Below are 21751 nucleotides of genomic sequence, written 5' to 3' on the forward strand. Positions count from 1 at the left end.
GGGCGCTTCAATTTTTTGATGTATCATCGGTTATTCAACCTCGGTCCTAAGTGGGCGGCACCGGCATGCAAGACGCCGAAACGGATTTACAAAAACTACCAGAACTCTTTCGACAGACCGTAAACAATTTCGCAATCGACCACAACTGCTGCACTGCGACTAACCGGGATTCGCAGAGATTTGGCGCGAAGTCGCGACCTTATGTTGCGACACGGCAACAACGCCTATGGTGCAGCCCGCAGCCTTGGCACAATATCTGATACATCGACTCAAAAAGAGGGCTGTTGCCCCCCTTTTTGCAAGCTCGACGCCAACCTTGCAGATCAGAATCGGCGCATAAGGCTGATTCGTGCAGAAACCGTATTGGTGTCGATCGTCGTCGCCCCCGGCACGGTTAAATTGTAAGTCCGATCACCGAAGTCATAATACTCGACATCGCCGCGAATGCTCAACTCATCGTTGAGAGCATGGGCAACGCCCAGACCGACTGTTGGCCCATAGTGACGCTGCGCGTTAACACCCACCTTGACGCCGCCATTACGGATCGTGTGGTCCTGCTTGTCGGTCGCATAGCCCAGCGTGGCAAACAGCAAGGTGTCATTGAACGCATAGGCCACGCGCACCCGTGCTGCCAAATAATTGCGGATGCTTGAACGGCAGGTGAACCCGGCGCCAAGGCCACAATCTGCGCCAGAGCCATCGGTGCGGTCCATGTTGCCCATCAACTCTGCCCCATACACGAAGCCGCCATCCTGCATGGCGTAGCCCAAGATCGCGCTCAGGCCGACCCCTTCAGCGTCAGGTGCATTATATGCGCTGCCTGCTGTGGTTGTGTAACTTCCCATGCTGTAAGAGATGCCGAGCGCTGCGTAAGCTCCGCTCCAATCGCGCATCTGTCCGACGTGTGGGGCCGATGCAAAATTATGTCCATCGGCATATGCGTGACTGCCAAGCACAGAAATAGCGGCAGCGACCAAGGTGGTTTTCATAACCCCTCCTTATTTTTAATGCTCAAAATTCTAGAGGTTGCCTTGGTCGTGCCTTATAGTTTGACGACCTATCGGCACCCCAAAACGCCTGCCGCATCGTAACACTGCACCTTTGCAGATGCGAGCCAAGCGCACACGCCCTGATTGCTGATTGGATTGTGTTGCGAAAACACAACAAAGAATTCGGGTTGCAGCCCCGACTCTGGGACGAACCATGCGTAGAAATACAATTTGATTTCAATTTCTTCCCATCCCGCTATTCTTTGCTTTGTATTTCTGATGGGGCGCCACCACGCCTTACGAACCAAGAGCTTGGATGAATGATTTCTCAAGACAACAGGTTGGGCAAACTTCATGCTCCCGGCACCGATCTGGCGCTGATGGCGTTTTCGGGCCACGAAGGCATCAACACAATCGGCGGGTTTGAGGTCGATTGCCTTTTACCAACCGGGCAACTTGACGCCGACGAGGTGCTGGGGCGCAATATATGGGTCGAAATGCAGACCATCGATCCCGGTCATCCGGCGCGAATGTTCGACGGTGTGCTATGCGAATTGCGCGAAATGGGGCCGGTCTGGGGTGGCGCGGGTTACACACTTGTTCTCAAGCCGTGGCTGTGGCTGCTTGGGCTGCGGGTAAACCAGCGCATCTTCCATGAACAGACGCCGCTCCAGATTCTAGAGGCGATCTTCGCAGACTATGGCTTTCCGCATGACAGCCTGCTGCAAGGCAGCTATCCGGTTCTGGAATACACTGTCCAATATGACGAAACCGACCTTGCTTTCGCCACACGGTTGATGGCGCATTACGGGATCAACTATTGTTTCCGGCACGAGGGCGGCACGCATAGGATGGTTCTGTTCGACGAGGTTGACAGCCTGCCCGAGGTTCCCGGCACGACCCGTCCAATTCGGGCAACCGACCGGCAATATCGCGACGAGTTGGAACATCTTCATTCATGGCGCGCCGGGCGCAAGGTGACGACCGGGCGCGTTGCTCTGACGGACTACAACTTCAAAGCCCCCCGCAGCGCAATGCTGACGGAACAGGCCGATGCCGCGGGACATGCCTTCGACGACATTGAAAGCTACCAGTTTCCGGGGCGCTACCCGGACCAAGGCGCAGGACGCAGCCTTGCGCAACTGCGCCTGAACCAGGCGCGCGCCGCTGATGGCCGACATCGCGCACAGGGCGACAGTCTTGGACTGTCGGCAGGGTTGCGCATGGGGCTGCGCGATCATCCCGACACTGCCATTGACGGGCGCAGTTACCTTATCACCCAAGCACAGCACAGGTATGTCTCGGAAGGGTATCGCACCGGCGATGGCGGCACCGCGGATCGCGACAGTTATCAAGGCGAGTTCGAGTTTCTGGACACCGAACGCCCTATGGTCCCAGAGGCTGCGCCTGCTGCTCCGCGGGTTCAAGGCCCGCAAACCGCCATTGTGATCGGCGAGGGCGAAATAGACTGTGACGAATACGGTCGTATCCTTGTGCTGTTCCACTGGGACCGCGACAATGCAAAATCCATGCGCTGCCGCGTCGCACAAAGCTCTGCCGGAAATGGCTGGGGCAGCATGATCGTGCCGCGCGTTGGCATGGAGGTGGTGGTCGAGTTCATTGGCGGCGACCCGGCCTGCCCGCTTGTCACCGGCTGCGTCTACAATGCCGAGAACATGCCCCCGTTCGACCTGCCGGGCGCGAATATGGTCATGGGCATGAAATCCAACAGCACACCGGGCGGCGACGGCTATAACGAACTGGTCTTCGACGACACGGCCGGAAAGGAAGGCGTGCGTCTGCACGCGCAATACGATCTGACCGCGAAAGTGCTGCACGACCAGACATGGCATGTGCTAAATGACCGCGCCACCCAGATCGACAACAATGACAGCCTGAAGGTCAAAGGCACCCGCGACAGCAGCATAAGCGGCCATGACAAACTGGATGTCGGGCGCGAACTGACCATTACGGCTGCCGAGAAGATCACCCTGAAAGTCGGTATGAGTTCGATCGTTATAGATGGGTCTTCGATCACGCTCAAATCGCCAACAGTGGAGGTCAAGGCGGGAATGGAGTTCAAGTCCGAAGCCGGGATGATGTCGCAACACAAAGCTGGCGCGGTCTATGACATCAAGGGCGCGGTCGTGAAAATCAATAGCTGAAAGCACGCGCCAGAGCCGGACCAACCGGCCAAAGCGCGCGCGCCGACAGAATAGGAGAGCAGTTTGAACAGGTTAGACGCAAAGTCAGAACGCAAAATCGCAACCGCCTCGTTGGTGGACGGCGATGCATGTTAACCGCGCCGGGCCAGAGTTGGGGCGCAACATGGATCATGGGCATGGCAGGATGGCCAGGATGACACAGGACTACCCCCCGCGAAGCGCAAGTTTGCGCGCGCCATTGGCGACAGAGATCTTCACCATGATCCCCGAACTGGCGCATGATATGTCGATGCGTCCTCAGACCGACGAACCGGTCGCAGCCTTTGCGGGACGCTTGCTGCAAAGCGACACCCCGGAAGAGGCGATCACCTTTACGTCGCAGATGTTCAAACGCCGCGTCTCGCTATGGTGGGGCCATGAATGCTTGCGGCAGATGGACGCTTGCCTGACGACCCATGATCGCAAGATGATGGCGCTTGTTGCCGATTGGGTGGCCGCGCCCGATGACCTTAATCGCAGCGCAACCGAAGAGGCCGCCGCACAGGCCAGCGCCCGCAGCCCCGGTGTCTGGCTTGCGATGGCCACGGGTTGGACTGGCGGTTCGCTGGCCCCTTCTGATGGCGAACCGGTGCCGCCGCCACGCTTCTTGACGGGGCGCGGGGTAAATGCGGCAGTGCTGTCGGTGCTGGCGCGCGGGCCACATCGGGCACGGCGGGCAACCCTTGAAACCTTCGTCCAAATGGCGAACGATCTGATCTAACTTTCAGCGAATTTCACGCCCGGAGCGCGTCAAAGGGCACGGCCCGAAAGACAGGCTTGCGTGCGCCGGCGCGACAGGCGAAAACGACGACAGAATGACCAATACAGAACTGACGCTGACCATCGTGAACATGTCGAGCCTGCCGGATGGCGGTCCGCTCAGTGTGTCTGCACGTCCGGGCAACATACTGGAAGCCGGGCGCGACAGCGGATGGTGCCTGCCCGACCCGCGTCGGTTCATCTCGGGTCGCCATTTCGAAGTGCGCCATGATGGCTCGGGTTGGGCTTTGTATGACCTGTCCACCAATGGCACTTTCCTGAACGGCGGCACGGCGCGGGTCAAAAGCCCTTGCCCGCTAAATCATGGCGACCGCTTGCAGGTCGGACAATACAGCATAGAGGTCAGCTTGCAGCCGATGGCCGGGTCCGCCGACGCGATCGGCGCACCGCCAACACCGTGGGAACCGGGGCTTTCGCCAGTGCCCGACCGCCCGACCCCACGCAGCCTGCCCGGTGGAGCGGACCCTTGGGCGGGCGTCCCGCCGCAGGGCACACATGGCAGCGACAGACTGCAAGGCACATCAGGCGGCACCCCGCCGCTCGATATCTGGGGCCAAGTGACAGGTGACAAGACCGCAGAACCTTTTGAGGTGCCGCAGACAGAGCCTCAATCAGCTGTGCAACCTGCGCCAAGCCCTGCCCAAGCGCCGCCCCCGGCACCGGCACCGGCACCGGCACCGGCCGCAAATGTGCCGCCCACGCCCGATGCAACCGCCCTGCTAGAGGTGATCGGCACCGCAGCCGGTCTTGCGCCGGGCACGCTCAGCACCAATGATCCGCAGGTCACGGCGCAAGAAATCGGCGAGACATTGCGCGTCCTGACCGAAGAGCTTGCCAGCCTGCTTCAGGCCCGCGCAATCGCGCGCCGCTCCGTGCGCTCGGCTCAGGTTACGATGATCGGGCGCGAAGATAACAACCCGCTGAAATTCATGCCGCTGCCGGATCAGGCGCTGACGATCATGTTCGGTCCTGCCCGCGCCGGGTTTCAGCGCGGACCGCAGGCGGTGAGATCAGGCTTTGCAGATATCAAAGCGCATCAATACGCCACCCACGCGGCGCTGCAGCCCGCGCTGGCGCAACTATTGGACGACCTGTCGCCGGAAGCTGTCGAAAAACGGCTGCAAGGCGTGCGCCTGAACCGCAAATCCCGCGCCTGGGAAACCTATGTCGAACGCTGGGACGCCAAGACCCGCAGCCACGAAAACGGCATGCTGGATGTCTTTCTGGCGCTCTTTGCAGAGGCCTACGACAAGGAAGGCGGGCGTGGTTAATTGCAGACCGATTGAATAACCGGGTCAGGCGTGCATTGATACCTTCATCCGCCTTGCAACCCCGTTGACCGCCTTGCTTTGCAGCGGAAGGCTCCCCTGACGATGCATGGCAGCCAGCCGTCGCACTTCCTTGTCGGACAATTCCCGATCACTCATGTCACGGATTTGTCCAAACAGTTTGTCGGCTTCCGCTTTCGGAAGAAATCGCTTTTCGTGCGGCATCACGGAACCAGCCACGTCAGGACCGGTTTTCTGTTTGCCTTTAGGTGTGTGCTTCGACGGTCCTGGTTTTTCAGCGTCTTCTTTTTGTCGCTGGTCATTCCACTTCAGCAACTTCTTTGCGCCCTTTTTCAAAGCAGGGCAAACGGTCAAACCAGCGGCACCACCTATTATCCCGCCAGCAGGAGCCCCGATTCCTGCGGTTGCACCTGCACCGAAGGCAATACCGAAGCCAAGCATTCCAACAGTGCAGGCGATCTGACCCTGCTCGGAAATAAGGTCGCGCGCCAAATCTACGAATTCGCGCTCAGCGCGCTCCACCACATCATTCATCGTGCAAATTCTCCTGACTTTGCATGCTCAGAACCGGACCATTCAGAACGGTAGCAAAGCAGAAAGTGTTTCCAAAGGACTTTTTGGCGAATGGGACAAAACCTTCCCGGTTGCCAAATTGCCCCACCGTGGTAGCGTGGATATATTGCCGAGGTTAGCCAAGGGACATCTCCATGCATTTATTTGCCCGTTTTCTGCCAATGCTCGCCGCCGGTCTGTTGGCGGTCGCGCCGGTCCATGCGCAGCAAAGCAGTTTCACGATCGAACTCAACAATCTGGAAGCGGTGGATGGCGGCTGTCGTCTGACCTTCGTGGCGCAGAATGGCACCGGGGTAAACCTGACGCGCACATCCTATGACGTGGCGGTGTTCGATGATGGCGGCGCGGTGTCGGACCGGTTGATCCTGGAATTCGGGGAGCTGCCCGGTGGCAAGACACGGGTTGTGCAATTCCTGCTCAATCGCAGTTGCACAGCGCTCTCGCGCCTCTTGCTGAACGGCGCCGAGGAATGCACGGACGAAAGCGGCGCTGCAAGCCGTGTCTGCATGGATGCTCTGGCACCGTCAAGCCGTGTGGCTGTCGGTTTCGGGTCCTGACGCGCTGCCTTCAGCAATCGAGAGGATAGGCCATGCAAGCCAGTGCCTTGGCCCAGATCAGCCTACCGGGGCTTGTGATCTTGGGTGTTCTTGCGGTGATGTCGGTTCTTGGCGCCACGGTGTTTTTTGCCAAGTTGGTGCAATTCGCGCGTGCCGGGGTTGGCCGGGCGGGTGCGGCAGAAACTGCGCTGGCGTCGTGGCAGCAGGGCAACAGCGCAGAGGCAGCCCAGTCGCTAGACCGGGCACGCGGCCTGCGGGCGCAAGTGGTGCGCGGCGCGCTGGCAAGCCTGACCACCGCGCCGAATGCCGTCGAGCCGACACAAGCCGGAGCCATGCAACAGGCCAGTGATGGGCTGGAGCAATTGGGCCGAAACATGCGCACACTTGAAGGCGTGGTGCAGGCCGCGCCCATGCTGGGGCTGCTTGGCACCGTGGTCGGCATGATCGAAGCGTTTGGAAAACTTGCCGCCAGTTCGGGCGCGGCAGACCCGGCGCAGCTTGCCGGTGGGATCTGGACAGCTTTGCTGACCACGGCCGTGGGCCTTGCCATTGCGGTGCTGTTCTATCTTGCGTCGCTTTGGCTGGATGGGCGCATTGCCCGCGAGCGGCATCTGCTGGAGCAAGCGATCGGGCATATTATCCTGACGCAGAAAGCGCGCATCGCCACGCAGAAGGCCACGGCACCGTGGCGCGGTTCGGCCTTTACCGGGGCGGACCCGCGTGGCGCGCTTGGCAGTCCCGCACCGCAATCCGGACCGGGCGGTTAAGGAGGTCATCGGCATGGCCGAGGCGCTGACAGACATTGCCCCACTTCGGCTGCCAGTGCCCGCCGCGCGGCGGCGCGGCTTTGCTTTGACCCCCTTGGCCGATGTCATGTTTCAACTGCTCTTGTTCTTCATGCTGACATCGTCGCTTGCCCCCTACGCGCTTTTGCCGCTGAGTGCGGCGGGACCTTCGGCTGGGCAGACCCTGCGCGACACGCCGACACCCCCCCAAAGCCCCGCGCCTCCGGCCGAGGCTCAGGTAATCTGGCATCTTGAGCGCGGTGAAATCCGCGCAGGCCAAGTGCGGATTCCGCTATCAGCCTTGCCAGAGGCGGTCGCCGCGCTGCGCCGTGACGCGGTGTCGGACCTTGTTGTTTTCGTCACCCGCACCGCAGAGGCCCGTGATCTGGCGCTGCTGATAGAGAACGTGCAGGACTCTGGCATCGCACGCGTTCAACTGGTCGGCACATAAGATGCAACGCCTTGCCCTGCCCCGCCACGAGACCCGCAAGCCCGATTTCTCATTGGCAATGGTCAATATCGTGCTGTTGCTGGTGCTGTTCTTTATCGTGGTGGGGGCGCCTGCCGACCCCGCAGAACGGGATCTGCGCCTGCCCGAAGTGCGCGATCTGCCAATAGAGGCGCTGCCACGCCCCCTGTTGCGGCTGACCTCTGGTGACGGGCTGGTTCTGGACGGACAAATCGTGGCGCGCGCCGCGCTTGTCGCGGCTATCCGGCAGGGTGATGGGCCGCAGGTTGTTCATCTGTTGGTCGCCCGCGATCATGACGCGCGTTCGGTGCTTGCGCTTAGCGCCGAGCTTGGGGGAGCCGGCGCGCAGGTAAAGCTTGTGACAGTCCGGTCCGATCCGGGCGGCAGGGGCACAGAATGACCGCCGCGGCACCATTTGCCGCACCACCGCTTGCGCCGGGTGCCATGGGCTGGGGCTTGGCAACAGGCCTTTCGGTCTCTTTACATGTTCTGTTGGCGGCAACCGGGGTTTTGGCCATCGCCTATACCCCACCTGCCGCCCCTCCTGGGTCACAGACTGACATTGTGGTGCAATCCATCCCGCTTGTGGCCGGTGGCGGGCCACAAACCGCGCCCCGGCTTGGTTCTTTGGCCCCAGAGCAACGGCAGGCCGGAACCACCGACGCCGCGCGATTGCAGCCCGAAAGCGGCTCTATTACCGGGACCGAAACGGCGCGCGCAGCATCGCTTGCCGCCCTCACACCTGAACCGAGCACGCCACCGGCGCAAGCTGCCGAAACCCTGCAATCGGTCACGCCAAGGCAGGTGCAACCAAGCAATCCGGCGTTGGAACAACCAGCGCCCACCACGGCGACGCGCGTTGCGCCGATCAGCCCAGCGATGCCCAACCCGGCGGAATCCGTTGTGCAGCCAATGAGGCCAATGACCCCACGCGCCCTGTCCCCTACGCAAGCAGCCCCGGTAGCGGCGGCACAAAGCGCCGCACGTCCACTCGCGCCATCGGCCCCGCCCGAGCGCGCCTCGTCGCAAGACGCCGCCGTTACTGCGCCAGAGAGCACCGCCCGCGCCCTTTCCCCTGCCCCGCAAAGCCCGCGCGCGATTGCGCCTACAGCCCAGGTTTCGGCGGCAAGCACCGGGCCGTCGGGCCCGTCTACCCTGCCTGCGCCACAAGCCACCGCGCCACGCGCCACGCGCGAGGACAGCTTGCTTCTGGCCCTGCGCGCGCGCCCCGAACGCACCTTGGGCGACCGTCGGGCGGCACCGCGCCTTCCCGACCCACCCGGCGGCGGGCTGCAAGCCCCCGCCCCGGAAAACGCCCAAGCCACCGACCAGGACCTTTACGCGCAGGTTCTGTCCTATCTGCGCAGTTTGCCAGATATCGACTGTTTCGCGGCCCTGCCCGCGCTTGGTGCCGATGGACTGCTTCGGTTCGAGGTGTTTGGCCCAGCCGCAACCGGGCTCGATGCTTTTCGCGCCGGGCTAGAGGACGAGACCGGCTTGATCCCGGCGATGGTGCTGCGTCCGATCTCCGAAGGCCAATGCAATACGCTCGATTTCGTGCGCGCAACACCCGATTATCCTGCGACCGGGCTGTATTTCGAACTCGACTCGCGCGTTATTGCCAGCGGAAGCCAGCTTTCGGGACGCATGGCCGGGCGCAGCGCGGATCAAGGCGCGCTGCACCTTCTGCTAGTGGACAATGCCGGACGGGTGCAGATTTTGGACCGGTTCCTGGACGCCAACGGCCGTTTCGCAATTCCCATGACGTTGCAAGGTGGCGAGGTGCAGACATGGCAATTGCTGATGGCCGTGTCCGTTCCCGAACGGATTGACCTGCTGCGAGGGCTGGATGGCCCACAGGCGGCCGGCCCCCTGTTTTCGGCGCTGAGCAACGCCATGCAGCGCATTGGCCTGCGCCCCGGTGTGGCCCTGATGGCGTTCGGACTACAAGGTTGACCATTGCGCCGCGGCTTTTCGTCAGCGGCGTTGTTTCCAATCCGCCAAAGACTGTCTTTGATGATCTGCTATGCAACTTGCACATGTTGTGCTAGATTACGCGCTAACACGTCTTGAACGCAGCGCCCGAATCCTGAATTTCGGCGCAACATTTCGGCCAGACTTTGATGGGATCATATCTGATGCAAAAGATTGGACAGCAGGGCATTCGCCGCGCCGGTTCTGAACACGGGTCATTCAACTATGCGCTTGGGGTGACGGTTGGGGCGCTTGGGCTGGTAGCTATGGGCACTGCCGCTATGGCATGGCCGGTCGTGAAATCGGCAATTGTCACGACACCAGCTTCCACCATGATTACTGCGCCCGAAACCGACTTGGCAAAGGTCTCGGCCTTTGTGGGAGAAACCCAAGATCAACTTTCGGCTGCCAAAGTGACGGCACCCGTGGTGACCACAACGCCGACCGCGCTGGCCGAGGTTGAATTGACGATGCCAGCCTTCACGGCAGTTGAAGACACGGCCATCAGGCCAGAGCCGCGCGCCGTGCCTAGAGATCCGGTCATGGCGGTGACGCCAAGCCTTCCGCTAAGCTACACGACTGCGCAGTCTGCTACTGCCAGTGCGCAGCAACCGTCAGAGCCGCAATCGGGCAAACGCCTGCTGGACCGGTGGAGCGCGGGCGAGTTTCGCTAGGCTTGAGCTAAAAGAGGGCGCGCAGCGCTCTGCAATAATGCGGTCCCATCACGGGGCCGCTTTTTTGTTGAAGCAGGCGGTGTCAATCACTTGGCTTGCAGGTTAAATTGGTTGGCCCTGTGCATCCAGGTAGCCCATGCGCTGCATAACCACGCCATGTTCGGCAATGATGCGCGCAACCTGATCCGGGGTCAGCGAGTGGCGCCACCCGCCCACCTTCCCGCTGCGGAAAAACTTTTTCGCTTTTGACGGCCGCTCCCGAAAGCCGGCAGACTGCTCTAAATGGGCAAGTTTGTCGAATTCGGCCATGGATATCGCGCGTGCCAGTTTCGCGTGGTCAACGGTCAGACCCAAGGCGGCAAAAGCGGCGGCAAAGCTCTGCTGTGGCGTTGCATGCATATCCTCGTAGCGTAGCACATGGCAGGAAATCTCTGCCGCGTTCACCCAGCTTTCAACATGCGAAGACCACGTTCCAAGACGTTGCACCAGTTGCATATTCAGCCCTTTGCCATCGCGGGACAGGCTTGCATCCGGGTTGGCCATAAGCGTGATTGCACGCTCGATATCCACAGCAAGATGCGCCGCGAAAGACGGGGCCACATCCAGAGGATTACGCAGCAGATACACCGCTCCTAACGTGGCAACCGGGTCAACAATCGGCTCCCCCGCATCGTTATACAGATAGGCGTCGTGAATTTTGTGATAGCCCGCGACCCCATCATGCAAGGCGCTCCAGCGGTAGGCATGGGGGCGCAGACGCTCGATTTCGGGTGCGGTGAGGTCGGCTGTGTCGAACCCTGCCACATCATCCACCCACAGGCGGCTGCTGCCAATCATGCCGGTTTGCAAGGCGTTCAGGTCCAGCTCTGTTTCATCCGAACCCAGATAGGCGCTTAGCACGACCCGAAACCATGTGTTGCCGGACTTCGGGTAAGAGGCCAACCAGGACAGCCCCCGCTTGGTCATGCCGAGGGAACTTTTGACATGTCTTCAAGCAGCAGGTCGACCAGTCCATCAATGTCGAACCCGGTTTCAGGACGCCTGACCTGCGCCATCTGGACAAGTCCTGCAAAGCGCCCGCATTGCGCCAGATGATCGGCGTTCAGGCGCATCCCCTCCATGAAGCGGCGGCGATAGGTATTCGCCATAAGCGGCCCAAAGCGCCCGATACCATTCAGATGGGTCAACTCAAACCCTGGCTTCTCATGCTTGCCCAGCAGGAACACCCATTTTACCGGGCGCGGCGTGCTGACCAGCGTTTGCGGCAAAGGCAGGTTGAACTTTTCCATCTGCGGCCGAATGCGGTCCAGCGATCCGGTGTCCACGCATAAGCGTTCCGCCGCATCGCGCCATATCTTGATCCGAGGAATACCGGGCAGCGCCTGCCCCACGTTGTTGATGGCGACCACGTCATCGGCCAGAACGCTATAACCACGCGCAGCAAAGGCCGCTGCCAGCGTGGATTTTCCAGCCCCCGAAACGCCAAGGCATAACATACAGGCATCGCCCATATCGACCGCATTTCCGTGCAGCACAAGGTAGCCACGCTGAAACAGCAACGCCCCGATAGCAGACCCCAGCAGGAACACACGCACCGATGCCATGTCGATATCACCAACGGGAGCGACCCGGATGGTCTGGCCATTCTCTACCAGAAACCACGCAACATCGGGCACAAGCAGCATGAACGCCGTCGGGGCCGTCCAGGCGAAGGGGGACAGTTGCACCCAGTCCTCACCGGTAGGCGCCGCAGTCAAAGAGGGATCGCGTGTAATGCTCAAATCGGCGGGATGTGCCAAGGTCGACACCTGCGGCAATTCCGGCAGTTCGATCTCCGAGGAAATGGTCAAACCATAGGCTTGGTAGTGGGCGGGCATGAAAATACGACATTTGATGAAGGATACCGCCCTTCTGGCCCATCACGCGAACAGTTGCAATAACAGACCCATCGCCACGCGGGCAGATTGCAAAAGCAATCATCATCGGATAACTGCTGTCGGGTAGCATGCACGCTCTGACATGACACGCAGATAACAGGTTTACGCGATGACAAACTCCCCCGCTTTTCAACGCGCAACGAATGTTGTCTCTGCTGAAATGGATGGCGAGACCGTCATCATGAGCCTGGAAAAGAACGTCTATTTCGGCCTGTCCGGCAGCGGTGGTCGGATCTGGGAATTGCTGGAAACCCCTGTCAGCTTGGCCGCGCTGGTCGAGACACTGGCGCAGGAATATGATGTCGCCCCCGAAACCTGCCGCGCCGATGTTGTGGGTATTCTGGACGATATGCAGGCCAATGGGCTTGTGACCAGCGTTGGCTGAACGCGTTTATCGCCTGGTGTCTGTGCTGCGCCGCAAAGGTCGCAGCCTGTGGTCCCAGCCTGGCCTTGCGCTGGCGCTGTTGGTACCTGCTTGGGTTTTCTTGGGCGTGTTCCGTGTGCTGATTATTGCGGTGCCGCTGAAATACCTGCACCGCGCCTATGGGTACGATATCGGCATTTCCAGCGTGCTGCCGTTGATAAGCCATAGGCAAGAGCAGCGTGCGCGATCTGTGAAAGCCGCAATTGGCATCGCCGCGACCTACAGCCCGTGGACGGTCAATTGCTACCCGCAAGCCCTATGCGCCCGTGCGCTGCTGGTCGCGGTCGGGGTTCCGCATCTTGTCTGCTTCGGACTGCGGCGCAAAGATGGGGCAGTGGCTGCGCATGCTTGGGTGGCTGCAGGACCGGTGGCCGTAACCGGTGGTCGGGGCTTCGAAGGCTACACGGTCGTGAGAGCCTTCGTGTCGGACCATATTGCATGAATCGCTTCTGACGTATCACACAAGGTGACCCGTAGCGATTTAGCATTGCAAGCGGCAGTTAGCTACCAGTAGCGACCGAAGCAGTAATAGCGTTGGTGCCATCAGATAAGGCGCCAAGAGCACCAACCTGCGTCAGCTTTGCCGCTGATCCAAATACAACAAGGCAGGGCTGTTCCCATGCTGCTTTCGGCTGCGTAGCACGCTTATTATCATTCATTATCTGCACCGCGTTTCCTTCAACAAAAGACGCAATGGCGTTGCCATGGCGCGCTCCATGTTCAAATACAAAACCAAAACCATGACCAAATTGAGAGGATCAGGAACCTGTGGCAGGTCCGGTAACGATTGTGTCAGCTCCTGGTGCGCCGGGGATTGCCATCGTCAACGTCGAAGAATCACCGAACACGACCAGTGCCGGCTTGTCCCATGTTTTCAGGTCGGGGTTAGCCTTCTGACTCTGCTGCATAATTTTGCCTCCAATAAATGCCCCCCAAGAATCAACTCTTGAGTGTTTGCCTGTTTCAAGCACCGTGATACATCAAAACGCTGCCGTATCGCAAGCTACGAGCCGGAGTTTAGGCCGAATTTACCCGATTTCCCAAAGCCTGTGCCGTTTGTGCATGCATCATCAGCATCCATGGTCAGAGTTCCGCGTTGACCTGACTTGCCCCACCTGTCACAGGCAGGCTACGCTTTTCGGGCCCCATCCCGCAGGACAAGATCCTCTGCCGTGACCATGCCGCTTGATACACACGCCGATTTCGTACCGGAACGATTCTTGCTGGATCTGTTGTCGGAACGTCTGGCCCAGCCCTGTCCAGCAGTTTCGGACGCGCATTGGAAGCAAATTGTCACCCTCGCCCGGCAACAGCGGGTTTTGCCTTACCTGGAATCAGCGTTGCACAAAGCCGGGCTTGCATTGCCGCCCGCACAAGCGATTGCACCCGCGATACGCCGCAAATGGCAGATGCGCGCACTTGCATTGCAAGCAGAAGCCATGCGCGTTCATACCCTGTTGCAGGATGCGGGCATCGAGCATCTGTTTCTGAAAGGGATCGTGCTGGCGGCGCAGGCCTATCCAAGCCCAACCCTGCGCCCAATGCGCGATCTGGACCTGTTGGTGCGGCCCAGTGATCTTGCGCGCGCACGGGCGATACTGGCACAGGCAGGCGGCGAATTGCACAGCATGGCGCATAAACCCGCGCATGCGCCGGTCGAGGGTGCAAAACATGCGACTCCGGTCTGGTCCCCTCGACAGGTTGTGTCCGTGGAATTGCATGGCCATCTGGCAGAACCATTCCCTGGCCTGAATCTGACAGCATTCGCCCAATTCGAGCTTACGATATGGGAGCGCGCGACCAGCGTGCAGATCGGTGGCCAGACTTTGCCCTGTCTTGCGCCCGAAGACATGTGCCTGCATCTGGTGATGCACGGGCTATACGATCATGAGCTGAATAACGGGCCGGTCTTTGTCATCGACCTGTTGCACCTGCTACGCGCGCACGCGCTGCAAGCGCCAGTCTTGAAACAGCGCGCGCGCGATCTGGGCATTGCAGACGGGCTGTCGCTGTCACTGTCGCTGCTGCCGAGCGATCTTGTCGCCGCGCAGGGGCTTAGATCTGACGGCCCCGGCTTGCCACGGGACATGGCCGCGGCCCTGCTGTTTCAGGATGGCAGATACCGCACGGACCTGCGACTTGCCGCCGATCTGGCAGAGCGCGGCACGTTTTCCAGTCTGCGGCTGATCCTGACACGCGTTTTCGCGCCGCGGCACACAATGCTGGACCGCTGGCACCGCGAAAACGGGCAAGACACCCCCGCCCCGGCAACGCCCATGCTGTGGGTCTGGTTTCTGAACACGCGCCGCCGCCAGATGCGCGCCGCGCAGGGTAAGTCCGACAACGAGGCCGCGCCCTTCCCCGCGACATTGCAAGCGCATTTGCTGGACCTGCGCGCCCTGCGCTCCGGGCGCAAATGACCGGACGACCGCAACTGACGATCCTGACGGCAAGCTGGAATCGCGCGGGCCTGTTGTGGCGGCTCCACGGCTCGCTTATGCGCCAACCTGTCACCCAAGGACAGGTGGAATGGCTTGTGGTCGATGATGGCTCTGCCGATGAGACGCAAGCCGAACTGGCGCGCATGGCCGCGCAGCCCGGCCCGATTGCGCTACGCACCCTATGCCAACCCCATGGTGGCAAGCATCGCGCATTGAACACCGGCTTTGCCGAGGCGCGGGGCGATTGGATTGCCGTGATCGACAGCGACGACTGGTGCCGCGAAGAGGCGTTGCCAGAGGTGCTGACCCTGCTTGACGACATTGACCAGCAAGATATCTTTGCCGCCATTTTGCCACTGATCGTGCCCAAGGCCGCGCATCAATTCCGCTTTGGGACACCCGATCGCGCCCTGACCTATGCAGAACGCGCCAATTTGGAACCCGCCTTCGACAGCACCCTGATCTTTCGCCGGGATACGAAAGGGTTGCGCTTTCCTGAATTCCCCGAAGAGGATTTTCTGGCAGAAGCCGCGCTGTTGTTCCAACTTGGTTGCACAGGGCGTGTCTGGCTGTCCAACCATGTTCTGGTCGAAGCCGAATACCAGCCCGATGGCCTGTCGGCGCATATTCTGCGCAAGCGAATGGCCTCTCCGGTGGGGGCCTGCCACGGCTATCAGGTGACGCTTGACTGCCCTTTGCGCCCGGCCCTGAAGCTGCGGGCCTTGGCCAATTACGGGCGATTTTGGTGGCATGCCCGGCTACAAGGCAAACACCCACCAGCCCCCACCAGCGTGGGCCAAGTGCTGGCATTGCTGCCGGGGTTGTTGTTCTGCCTGACAGATATGGCGCAAAGCGCGCGGCGGCGTTAAGTTTGGCTACCCTTGCAAAGCGGCATCTACCAGATTGCGGAACTCGGCAAGGCCCGCAGGTTCGGAGATGCGCGTGGCCGCGCGCCCCGAACGCCCCCGCATCTTGCGTTCTGCCCAGTCAACGACATATGCGGCATCATGCCCGCGCAAGAACGGGTTGGCGTTGATAACGCCAGCCCCGAACAGCGACATCAGATCGGCAGACGGATCGGCGCTCAGTGCGACATGGGCGCCATCCATGCCCAGAAAATGCGCAAGGTATAGCCGCCCGGCGGTAATATCATGCCCCCGTGCACGCAGGTAGCTTTCGCCTTCGCGGGCCAGGTTCAGAACCATTGCGCGCGAAATCTCAGGGTCGGTGCGCAGCGCCAACAATTCGCTGCGGGACAGGCTGGCGGTCAGATCAGGGCGATAGGTGCGCATCATTCGCAACCATGTGCTAGAGATGAACTGCCCCAACCCCGTTGCGGTAGACAAAGGGTTCTTGGCATCGGCCCGCCCAGCGGATTCGACCTGGATGATACGGTTCACCAATTGCTCGACGGCATCGCTGCCAGTTATGGTTTGCGCCCCGCCCGCAGGTGCCGAAACCAGGCTGGCTGAAACCGTCGCCATGCTGCCACCCCGACGCTGCCCATAGCAGGCCGGGGCGCGGTCCGGGCTGGGGCGGTAGACATAGCATTTCAGATCAAGCCCCTCGGCCTGCACCCCGATGAACAACACCTGATCCAGCGCAGACCCGGTGCCCTGTCCATCTGCCGCCGGGCTGGCCGTGCGCAACAGGTCGAAGCGGTCAACCGGGCGCGCTTGCATGTCCAGCTTGTGGGTTTGCGACAGCAACATGATGATCTGTCCCACCAGTCCCGGAGACAAGCCATGGCGCAACCCGGCATCATAAAGCGCGTCCATCACGCGCGGGGCGGTCACCATCGGTGGGGCCATGTCCACGGCCTCGCCAAGACGCGCAGGCAGGTCTTGCTGAACCCACGGGTCAGAGGCCGGTTGCAACACATCCTGCGCCGGAGCCTCTGTCCCGAAACGCGAGGGCGCATCAGAGCGTGCCACCGCACCCACATAGCGGTCGCCGTGGTAGAGCGCCATCTGCACGATCTCTGGCGTCGTGCCGCGCAGCCGCAGGGCCAGCAAGCTGCCCTCGGCGGTGACGCGTCCGCCCAAGTGGCTGCGCGCCGCCTCTGCCGCCGCTTCGGCCTGCTGTTGCGGCAGGTTTTCCAGCCGAAGCAATTCGGCCATGTCGGATGTATGACCCACCCGCAGCACCATGTCACGCCACGCGACCACACGCCCGTCAGCCGGGCGCAGGTCCAGTGTGTTGGACCCGTAAAGCAGGCTGTCGGCCTCTTGCTGGGCAGCGACCCAGGCGCGCGCTTCGGCGACAGACCGGGGCGGGCGTTGCAAAGCCTGACCCGACAGCGGTCGCGCCCGCGCTTGCGCGGCGCGTTGGCGCTGGCCTTGAAAGATCGCGAAATCCTCTTGGCTGGATGGCAGCGCAACCGCCAACCGCTCGCCCGGTGGCAAAAGCGGACCACGCACAAATAGCAACCCACCCTGACCGCGACCGGGGTCCAGCCCATCAGGACGCGGCATAGACTGCGCTTGTGGCGCAACGGCATTTCCAAGAACCAGCAGTATCGGATCACCCGGCAGGTCCAGACTGGCGCGGGGGCCCTCTATCTCTGGTTCATCCTCTGTCATATCCGGATCGGCGGGCCGCGATAAAGTTTCCGGTTCGAGCAGGTCTGGTGCAGGTGGTTCTGGCTCTGGGGCCAAGGCGATCTCGGGCGTGAGTTTGGGCAAAAGCAGCCAAACACCCACTCCGCCCAGCGCAAGGATCAGGGCCAGCATCAGCCCAATCCAGCGCCATTTTCCACCACGACGGCGCCCCTGTGCCCTGCGCCGCGCTTCCTTGAAGCGGGGATCGACCGCGCTCACAACACCACCCCCATGCTACCGGAAACCGCCGCCGAACGAATTCGACAGCGAACGCCCCGACGGGGCGGGCGCTGGCGCGGGTGGTGGTGGCGCAGGTGCAGGGGCTGCCGGGCGCGGGGTGGTGACGCGCGGGCTGGGCGCAGGTGCGGGAGCACTGGTGCGCACCGGGGCGGCACAAATCTCGCCCTCGGCGGCGCGCACAAGACGCCACATCTCGGCGGTGGGGACCGTATCTTCGCCGCTGTCGCCAGTTTCGTTCAGAAAGGCCCGCAAGGCGCTCGCAGACCCGCCGCCCCAATCGCCGTCAATCCTCATGCGGTAACAGCCCACACGTTGCAGCTCTGTCTGAAGAGCTGTTGCCAGATCCTCCGGGGCATCTTCGGGGGTGGCATCGGTGCCAATTAACCGGCGCAGAGGTATCTGAGGGGCCGGAGCAGGGGTCAGTGCGGCCAGCCGCGCGATTGGCGCATCCGGGATGAACGGCGCCCGCCCGCCTTGCGCGGCACCGACCGAGAGTTGCCGCAGCGGCAAGGCCCGCGCTTGCCCCATGTCCGGGTTGGCTGCACCTGCGTTCGGCAATGCTGCGATAACCATATTCTCGGCTGGGGCCGGGCTTTGCTGCGCCACGTCCGGCGCTGAGGCGGCTGCTACCGGGTCGTCTTCGATCAGAATGAAATCAAACTGCGGCGCTTCAATCCGAGTGGCCGAAGCCGCATCTGTCCCATCGGGCGTTGAAGCGGCTACCGGCGATGCCACGTCAGCGGGATCTGGCATTGCGTCTTCCGGCGCAGCCATGGCCAGCAAATCATCGCGGCTGATGCGCGCGCCCTGCCGTGCCCATGTGCTTAGGAAGAAATCCTGCATGGCGGGTGCCATTTCTGCCACCTGTGCGATTTCCTCGGGGCCGGGCGTGAAAGGCCGGAAAAAGAACGCGCCCGTCAGCGATGACTGGTCCCAAGGGGTTTGCCGACCCAGCGTTGCGGTTTCGACGGCGTTGCGCACTTCGATCATCATTTCCGAGATGGACTGCCCTTCGGTCGCGATATTGTCGAGCAGCGCGCGTGTGAAAGGGCTGTTTTCGCCTGCGCGCCCGTCATAGCTAAGATTGCCGGGCTGGGTCGAAAAGGCGACGAATGTATCGCGCCCGGTGGCAGGTGCCGCCAGCCCCAGCGACCCGTCCTCGCGCAGGTTCGGCGGCAGCGGGTTATTGCGGCACGCATCCAGCAGAATGACGGTTTGCCGCCCCGGCGCAGACAGTTGAGAGATGATCGTATCCAGACGCAGCGTTTGCGCCGCGATATCCCCGGCACCGGACAAAACCGCATCGACCGGCGCAAGGTAGTTGATCCCGCCAAGCTGAAAACCGTGCCCGGAGTAGTAGAACACCACTTCCGCGTTTTCGCCGGCGCGCTCGCCAAAATTCTGGATCGTGGTGTCAAAAACGGTATGTGCGCTGTTCAACAGCAAGGTAACTTCGAACCCCTGCGCTTCCAAAGAGTCGGCCATATCACGAGCGTCCCGCCCGGCATTGGGAAGGTTTTCCAACGCATCATAGCTTGAGTTTCCGACAACAAGTGCCACGCGGCGTGGCATGTCCGCCGACGTTTGCGCGACAGCCCCGCTCGTGCCTGCCACGACAAACGCCAGAGCCGCAGCCAAAAAGGCCAGCCGCAGGTTCGCCAGTTTCCCGATAAGACCCATAATCCTTCAAAGACCTTTGAATGCGAAATTAAATCGTTGGAAATACTAGCGCGAAACCGTCACGCAGGCGAGTCTTGCGCCAGCTTTTCGTGCAACTTGATGGGGATGCTGCCTCCGCTCGCCGACTGTGGCACCGGTGCTGCACAAAAGCGCGGCGCATGGCGGGCGTGACAGAAGGTTTGTCCGATGGCGCGCAGGCTGGTATGATGAGAAAAAGTCATTCTACGCATAAAGGGATAGTTCTATGTATGCCAATCGTTTCAAGGCCATGGCAGGCGGTGTTCTACTATCGGCCTTCGTTTCTGCTCCTTTCGGCGTGTTGGCCGAAGGGACACCCTATTCGCAGGAACAGATCGTGCAGGCGCTGATCGCTTCTGTGGATCTGGGCGCGGCACGGGCCGTGTGTATTGGAACCAAAGCCGATTGCGCAGAGCCATCGCAGGGTCTGGATATGCGGGTTGGGTTCGATTTCGATTCGGACGTGCTGGACCCTTCCGCACAAGACGCTCTGAAGATTTTCGCCGCCGCGTTGCGCGACCCGCGACTGGATCAGGCGGTTTTCAAGGTCGAAGGGCATACCGACGCGATCGGCTCCGAAATCTATAACCTTGATTTGTCAGAGCGGCGTGCGCGTGCCGTGCATGACTTCCTGCTGGAGCAGGGTCTACCGCAGGCGCGTCTTGACGCGGTGGGGCTTGGCCAATCGACGCCGCGCGTGGCGGACCCGCGCGATGCCGCGAACCGGCGTGTCGAACTTCATGCCGTGCTGCGCTGAATGTCCCGGCCTACCCCGGTGACGGCCCGTCGATGACCCTTCCCGATTTCACTCAGCCCCTGAGCGCCGATGCGCCTTGCGGCCCCGACCTGCTGATGGATGGCGATACCGCCTTCGATGATTACGATCTGGATGCGTCCGAACGCTTGCCGGACAAGTTTTTCAACGCCGAGGGTAAGGCGCTTGTGGACCCGGCGTCGATCCGGGTTCAGGACGAACTGACCAAAGCCGCCAATTTGCTATCGCGCGCCTATGATCTTCGGGTGCTGGCCGCGCTGGCGCAGTATTGCGCCCTTGCACGCAACCTGTCGGTTCTGACCGATGTGTTCGAAGCGACGGCAATTTTGCTCGAAACACATGGCAAACACGTTCATCCACAGATGGACGGAGAGATTGTTGTGCGTCAGAACACGTTGGAATTGCTGGCAAACAAGCCGACACTCGTGATGCCGCTGGAATTTATGCCAATGGCAGAGGACAGGCGGCTGCGCGCGCTGACATGGCGCAAATACGCGGTTGCGATGGATCTGCGCCGCGCGATGGCCGAAGACGGGCAGACGGTCGATGCCGAAAGCCTGCTGGCCGCTCTGCGGTCGGCAGAGAATGGCGAGCAGGTCAGCGCAAGCCATGCGCTGCTGAAACGTCTGGATACTGCCGCCCAGACCATTCAGAATCTCTGCCTGATAGATGAGGACATGCCCTTCAGGCCCGATCTTGACCCGCTGCGCGGGCAGGTTGGCGACATGCTGCGGCTGCTGGAGCAAGCCCGACCGGACCTTGCCGGGGGCGTGGTCGAGGACACGGCCGATGATGCAGGCAGCCCACAGGACATGCCGACACATTCAGGGGCCGGTCCGACACCGCATGAGGCCGCGCCCGCACCGGCAGGCTCGATTGGCTCGCTCATGCAGGCCCGTCGTGCGTTAGATGCGCTGGACGCCTATTTCAGCGTGCACGAACCGTCCTCGCCCAGCTTTCTTCTGGTGCGTCAGGCACGCGAACTGGTTGGCCGCCCATTGGTCGAGGCGCTGGAACTGCTGGTGCCGGAACGCTTTGAATCTGCGCGAATAGATTTCAGCCGCGACATGGGCTTTGTGCTGACCATGGACCGGATGCGCGCCCTGTCAGAGCTGGACCGCAACGACAGCACCGAAGATGAGAGTGACCTGCCGGTGGTGGCCACGCGTGCGGAAGCTGCCAGCATGATGAGCGCGCTTGAACGCTATTTCACCACAACCGAGCCATCCAGCCCAGTGCCATTGTTGATGACACGTGCGCGCGGTTATCTGAACCAGAGCTTCTCGGCGATCCTTGCGGAACTTTTCCCGCCAGAGGACGATTGATCGCGGCGGTCCCTTGG

Annotated in this window: 21 protein-coding genes; 15 read left to right on the forward strand and 6 right to left on the reverse strand. The window is 61.3% G+C overall.

Features of this window, described 5'->3' with window-relative positions:
* Positions 1-323 precede the first annotated feature (323 nt).
* The gene (locus M3N55_RS10610; protein ID WP_249058642.1) at positions 324-989 is read right to left on the reverse strand and encodes an outer membrane protein; all 666 of its coding nucleotides are present in this window, start codon (positions 987-989) and stop codon (positions 324-326) included.
* Positions 990-1309: 320 nt separating this feature from the next.
* Between M3N55_RS10610 and M3N55_RS10615 the strand changes: the two genes are divergently transcribed.
* The 3 genes from M3N55_RS10615 (at position 1310) to tagH (ending at position 5244) form a co-directional block, all read left to right on the forward strand.
* Entirely contained in the window at positions 1310-3154 is a 1845-nt protein-coding gene (locus M3N55_RS10615) for a type VI secretion system Vgr family protein (RefSeq protein WP_249058643.1), read from the forward strand.
* Between the two features lie 193 nt (positions 3155-3347).
* A complete protein-coding gene (locus M3N55_RS10620; RefSeq protein WP_249058644.1) occupies positions 3348-3914 on the forward strand; it encodes a DUF6931 family protein in 567 nt (188 codons plus the stop codon).
* 94 nt (positions 3915-4008) lie between these two features.
* Positions 4009-5244 carry a type VI secretion system-associated FHA domain protein TagH gene (gene tagH / locus M3N55_RS10625; protein WP_249058646.1) on the forward strand — a complete coding sequence of 412 codons (1236 nt, stop codon included), beginning with the start codon at positions 4009-4011 and terminating at the stop codon, positions 5242-5244.
* Positions 5245-5268: 24 nt separating this feature from the next.
* On the opposite strand, the gene M3N55_RS10630 is transcribed toward tagH, so the two are convergent.
* Positions 5269-5796, reverse strand: coding sequence for a hypothetical protein (locus tag M3N55_RS10630; protein WP_249058647.1), 528 nt, complete (start codon positions 5794-5796; stop codon positions 5269-5271).
* Positions 5797-5969: 173 nt separating this feature from the next.
* Between M3N55_RS10630 and M3N55_RS10635 the strand changes: the two genes are divergently transcribed.
* The 6 genes from M3N55_RS10635 to M3N55_RS10660 all read left to right on the forward strand — a co-directional run bounded on the left by M3N55_RS10635 (position 5970) and on the right by M3N55_RS10660 (position 10294).
* Positions 5970-6392: a hypothetical protein gene (locus tag M3N55_RS10635; protein WP_249058648.1), complete on the forward strand. Its 423-nt coding sequence runs from the start codon at positions 5970-5972 to the stop codon at positions 6390-6392.
* A 32-nt stretch (positions 6393-6424) separates the two neighbouring features.
* Positions 6425-7159: a MotA/TolQ/ExbB proton channel family protein gene (locus M3N55_RS10640; RefSeq protein ID WP_249058649.1), complete on the forward strand. Its 735-nt coding sequence runs from the start codon at positions 6425-6427 to the stop codon at positions 7157-7159.
* 13 nt (positions 7160-7172) lie between these two features.
* The gene (locus M3N55_RS10645) at positions 7173-7628 is read left to right on the forward strand and encodes an ExbD/TolR family protein (RefSeq protein ID WP_249058650.1); all 456 of its coding nucleotides are present in this window, start codon (positions 7173-7175) and stop codon (positions 7626-7628) included.
* 1 nt (position 7629) lies between these two features.
* Entirely contained in the window at positions 7630-8046 is a 417-nt protein-coding gene (locus M3N55_RS10650) for an ExbD/TolR family protein (protein WP_249058651.1), read from the forward strand.
* Positions 8043-9602 carry a hypothetical protein gene (locus M3N55_RS10655; protein ID WP_249058653.1) on the forward strand — a complete coding sequence of 520 codons (1560 nt, stop codon included), beginning with the start codon at positions 8043-8045 and terminating at the stop codon, positions 9600-9602. Before M3N55_RS10650 ends, M3N55_RS10655 begins: the two co-directional genes overlap by 4 nt.
* A 182-nt stretch (positions 9603-9784) precedes the next feature.
* Positions 9785-10294, forward strand: coding sequence for a hypothetical protein (locus M3N55_RS10660; RefSeq protein WP_249058659.1), 510 nt, complete (start codon positions 9785-9787; stop codon positions 10292-10294).
* Positions 10295-10396: 102 nt separating this feature from the next.
* Here the strand turns inward: M3N55_RS10660 and M3N55_RS10665 are convergent, their stop codons facing one another.
* Both M3N55_RS10665 and M3N55_RS10670 read right to left on the reverse strand, forming a co-directional pair.
* Positions 10397-11260, reverse strand: a complete 864-nt coding sequence (locus M3N55_RS10665; RefSeq protein WP_249058660.1) for a sulfotransferase domain-containing protein — start codon at positions 11258-11260, stop codon at positions 10397-10399.
* Positions 11257-12171, reverse strand: coding sequence for a phosphoenolpyruvate carboxykinase (ATP) (locus M3N55_RS10670; RefSeq protein WP_249058662.1), 915 nt, complete (start codon positions 12169-12171; stop codon positions 11257-11259). Before M3N55_RS10670 ends, M3N55_RS10665 begins: the two co-directional genes overlap by 4 nt.
* Before the next feature lie 169 nt (positions 12172-12340).
* Between M3N55_RS10670 and M3N55_RS10675 the strand changes: the two genes are divergently transcribed.
* The 4 genes from M3N55_RS10675 (at position 12341) to M3N55_RS10690 (ending at position 15965) form a co-directional block, all read left to right on the forward strand.
* Positions 12341-12616 carry a PqqD family peptide modification chaperone gene (locus M3N55_RS10675; RefSeq protein WP_249058664.1) on the forward strand — a complete coding sequence of 92 codons (276 nt, stop codon included), beginning with the start codon at positions 12341-12343 and terminating at the stop codon, positions 12614-12616.
* Positions 12609-13097 carry a lasso peptide biosynthesis B2 protein gene (locus M3N55_RS10680; RefSeq protein WP_249058666.1) on the forward strand — a complete coding sequence of 163 codons (489 nt, stop codon included), beginning with the start codon at positions 12609-12611 and terminating at the stop codon, positions 13095-13097. Before M3N55_RS10675 ends, M3N55_RS10680 begins: the two co-directional genes overlap by 8 nt.
* A gap of 736 nt (positions 13098-13833) precedes the next feature.
* Positions 13834-15075: a nucleotidyltransferase domain-containing protein gene (locus tag M3N55_RS10685; protein WP_249058705.1), complete on the forward strand. Its 1242-nt coding sequence runs from the start codon at positions 13834-13836 to the stop codon at positions 15073-15075.
* Positions 15072-15965: a glycosyltransferase family 2 protein gene (locus M3N55_RS10690; protein ID WP_249058668.1), complete on the forward strand. Its 894-nt coding sequence runs from the start codon at positions 15072-15074 to the stop codon at positions 15963-15965. Before M3N55_RS10685 ends, M3N55_RS10690 begins: the two co-directional genes overlap by 4 nt.
* A 6-nt stretch (positions 15966-15971) precedes the next feature.
* On the opposite strand, the gene M3N55_RS10695 is transcribed toward M3N55_RS10690, so the two are convergent.
* Complete coding sequence (locus tag M3N55_RS10695) at positions 15972-17915, reverse strand: lytic transglycosylase domain-containing protein (protein ID WP_249058669.1); 1944 nt, start codon at positions 17913-17915, stop codon at positions 15972-15974.
* Between the two features lie 15 nt (positions 17916-17930).
* On the reverse strand, positions 17931-19616 hold the full coding sequence (locus M3N55_RS10700) for a caspase family protein (protein ID WP_249058670.1): 1686 nt from the start codon (positions 19614-19616) through the stop codon (positions 17931-17933).
* 244 nt (positions 19617-19860) lie between these two features.
* Between M3N55_RS10700 and M3N55_RS10705 the strand changes: the two genes are divergently transcribed.
* Positions 19861-20391 (forward strand): OmpA family protein, encoded by a 531-nt coding sequence (locus M3N55_RS10705; protein ID WP_249058671.1) that lies wholly within the window; start codon positions 19861-19863, stop codon positions 20389-20391.
* Positions 20392-20423: 32 nt separating this feature from the next.
* Positions 20424-21734 carry a type VI secretion system protein TssA gene (locus M3N55_RS10710; protein WP_249058672.1) on the forward strand — a complete coding sequence of 437 codons (1311 nt, stop codon included), beginning with the start codon at positions 20424-20426 and terminating at the stop codon, positions 21732-21734.
* Positions 21735-21751 lie beyond the last annotated feature (17 nt).

Origin of the sequence: Roseinatronobacter domitianus, assembly GCF_023336755.1 — a bacterium.
Classification (GTDB): Bacteria; Pseudomonadota; Alphaproteobacteria; order Rhodobacterales; family Rhodobacteraceae; genus Roseinatronobacter; species Roseinatronobacter domitianus.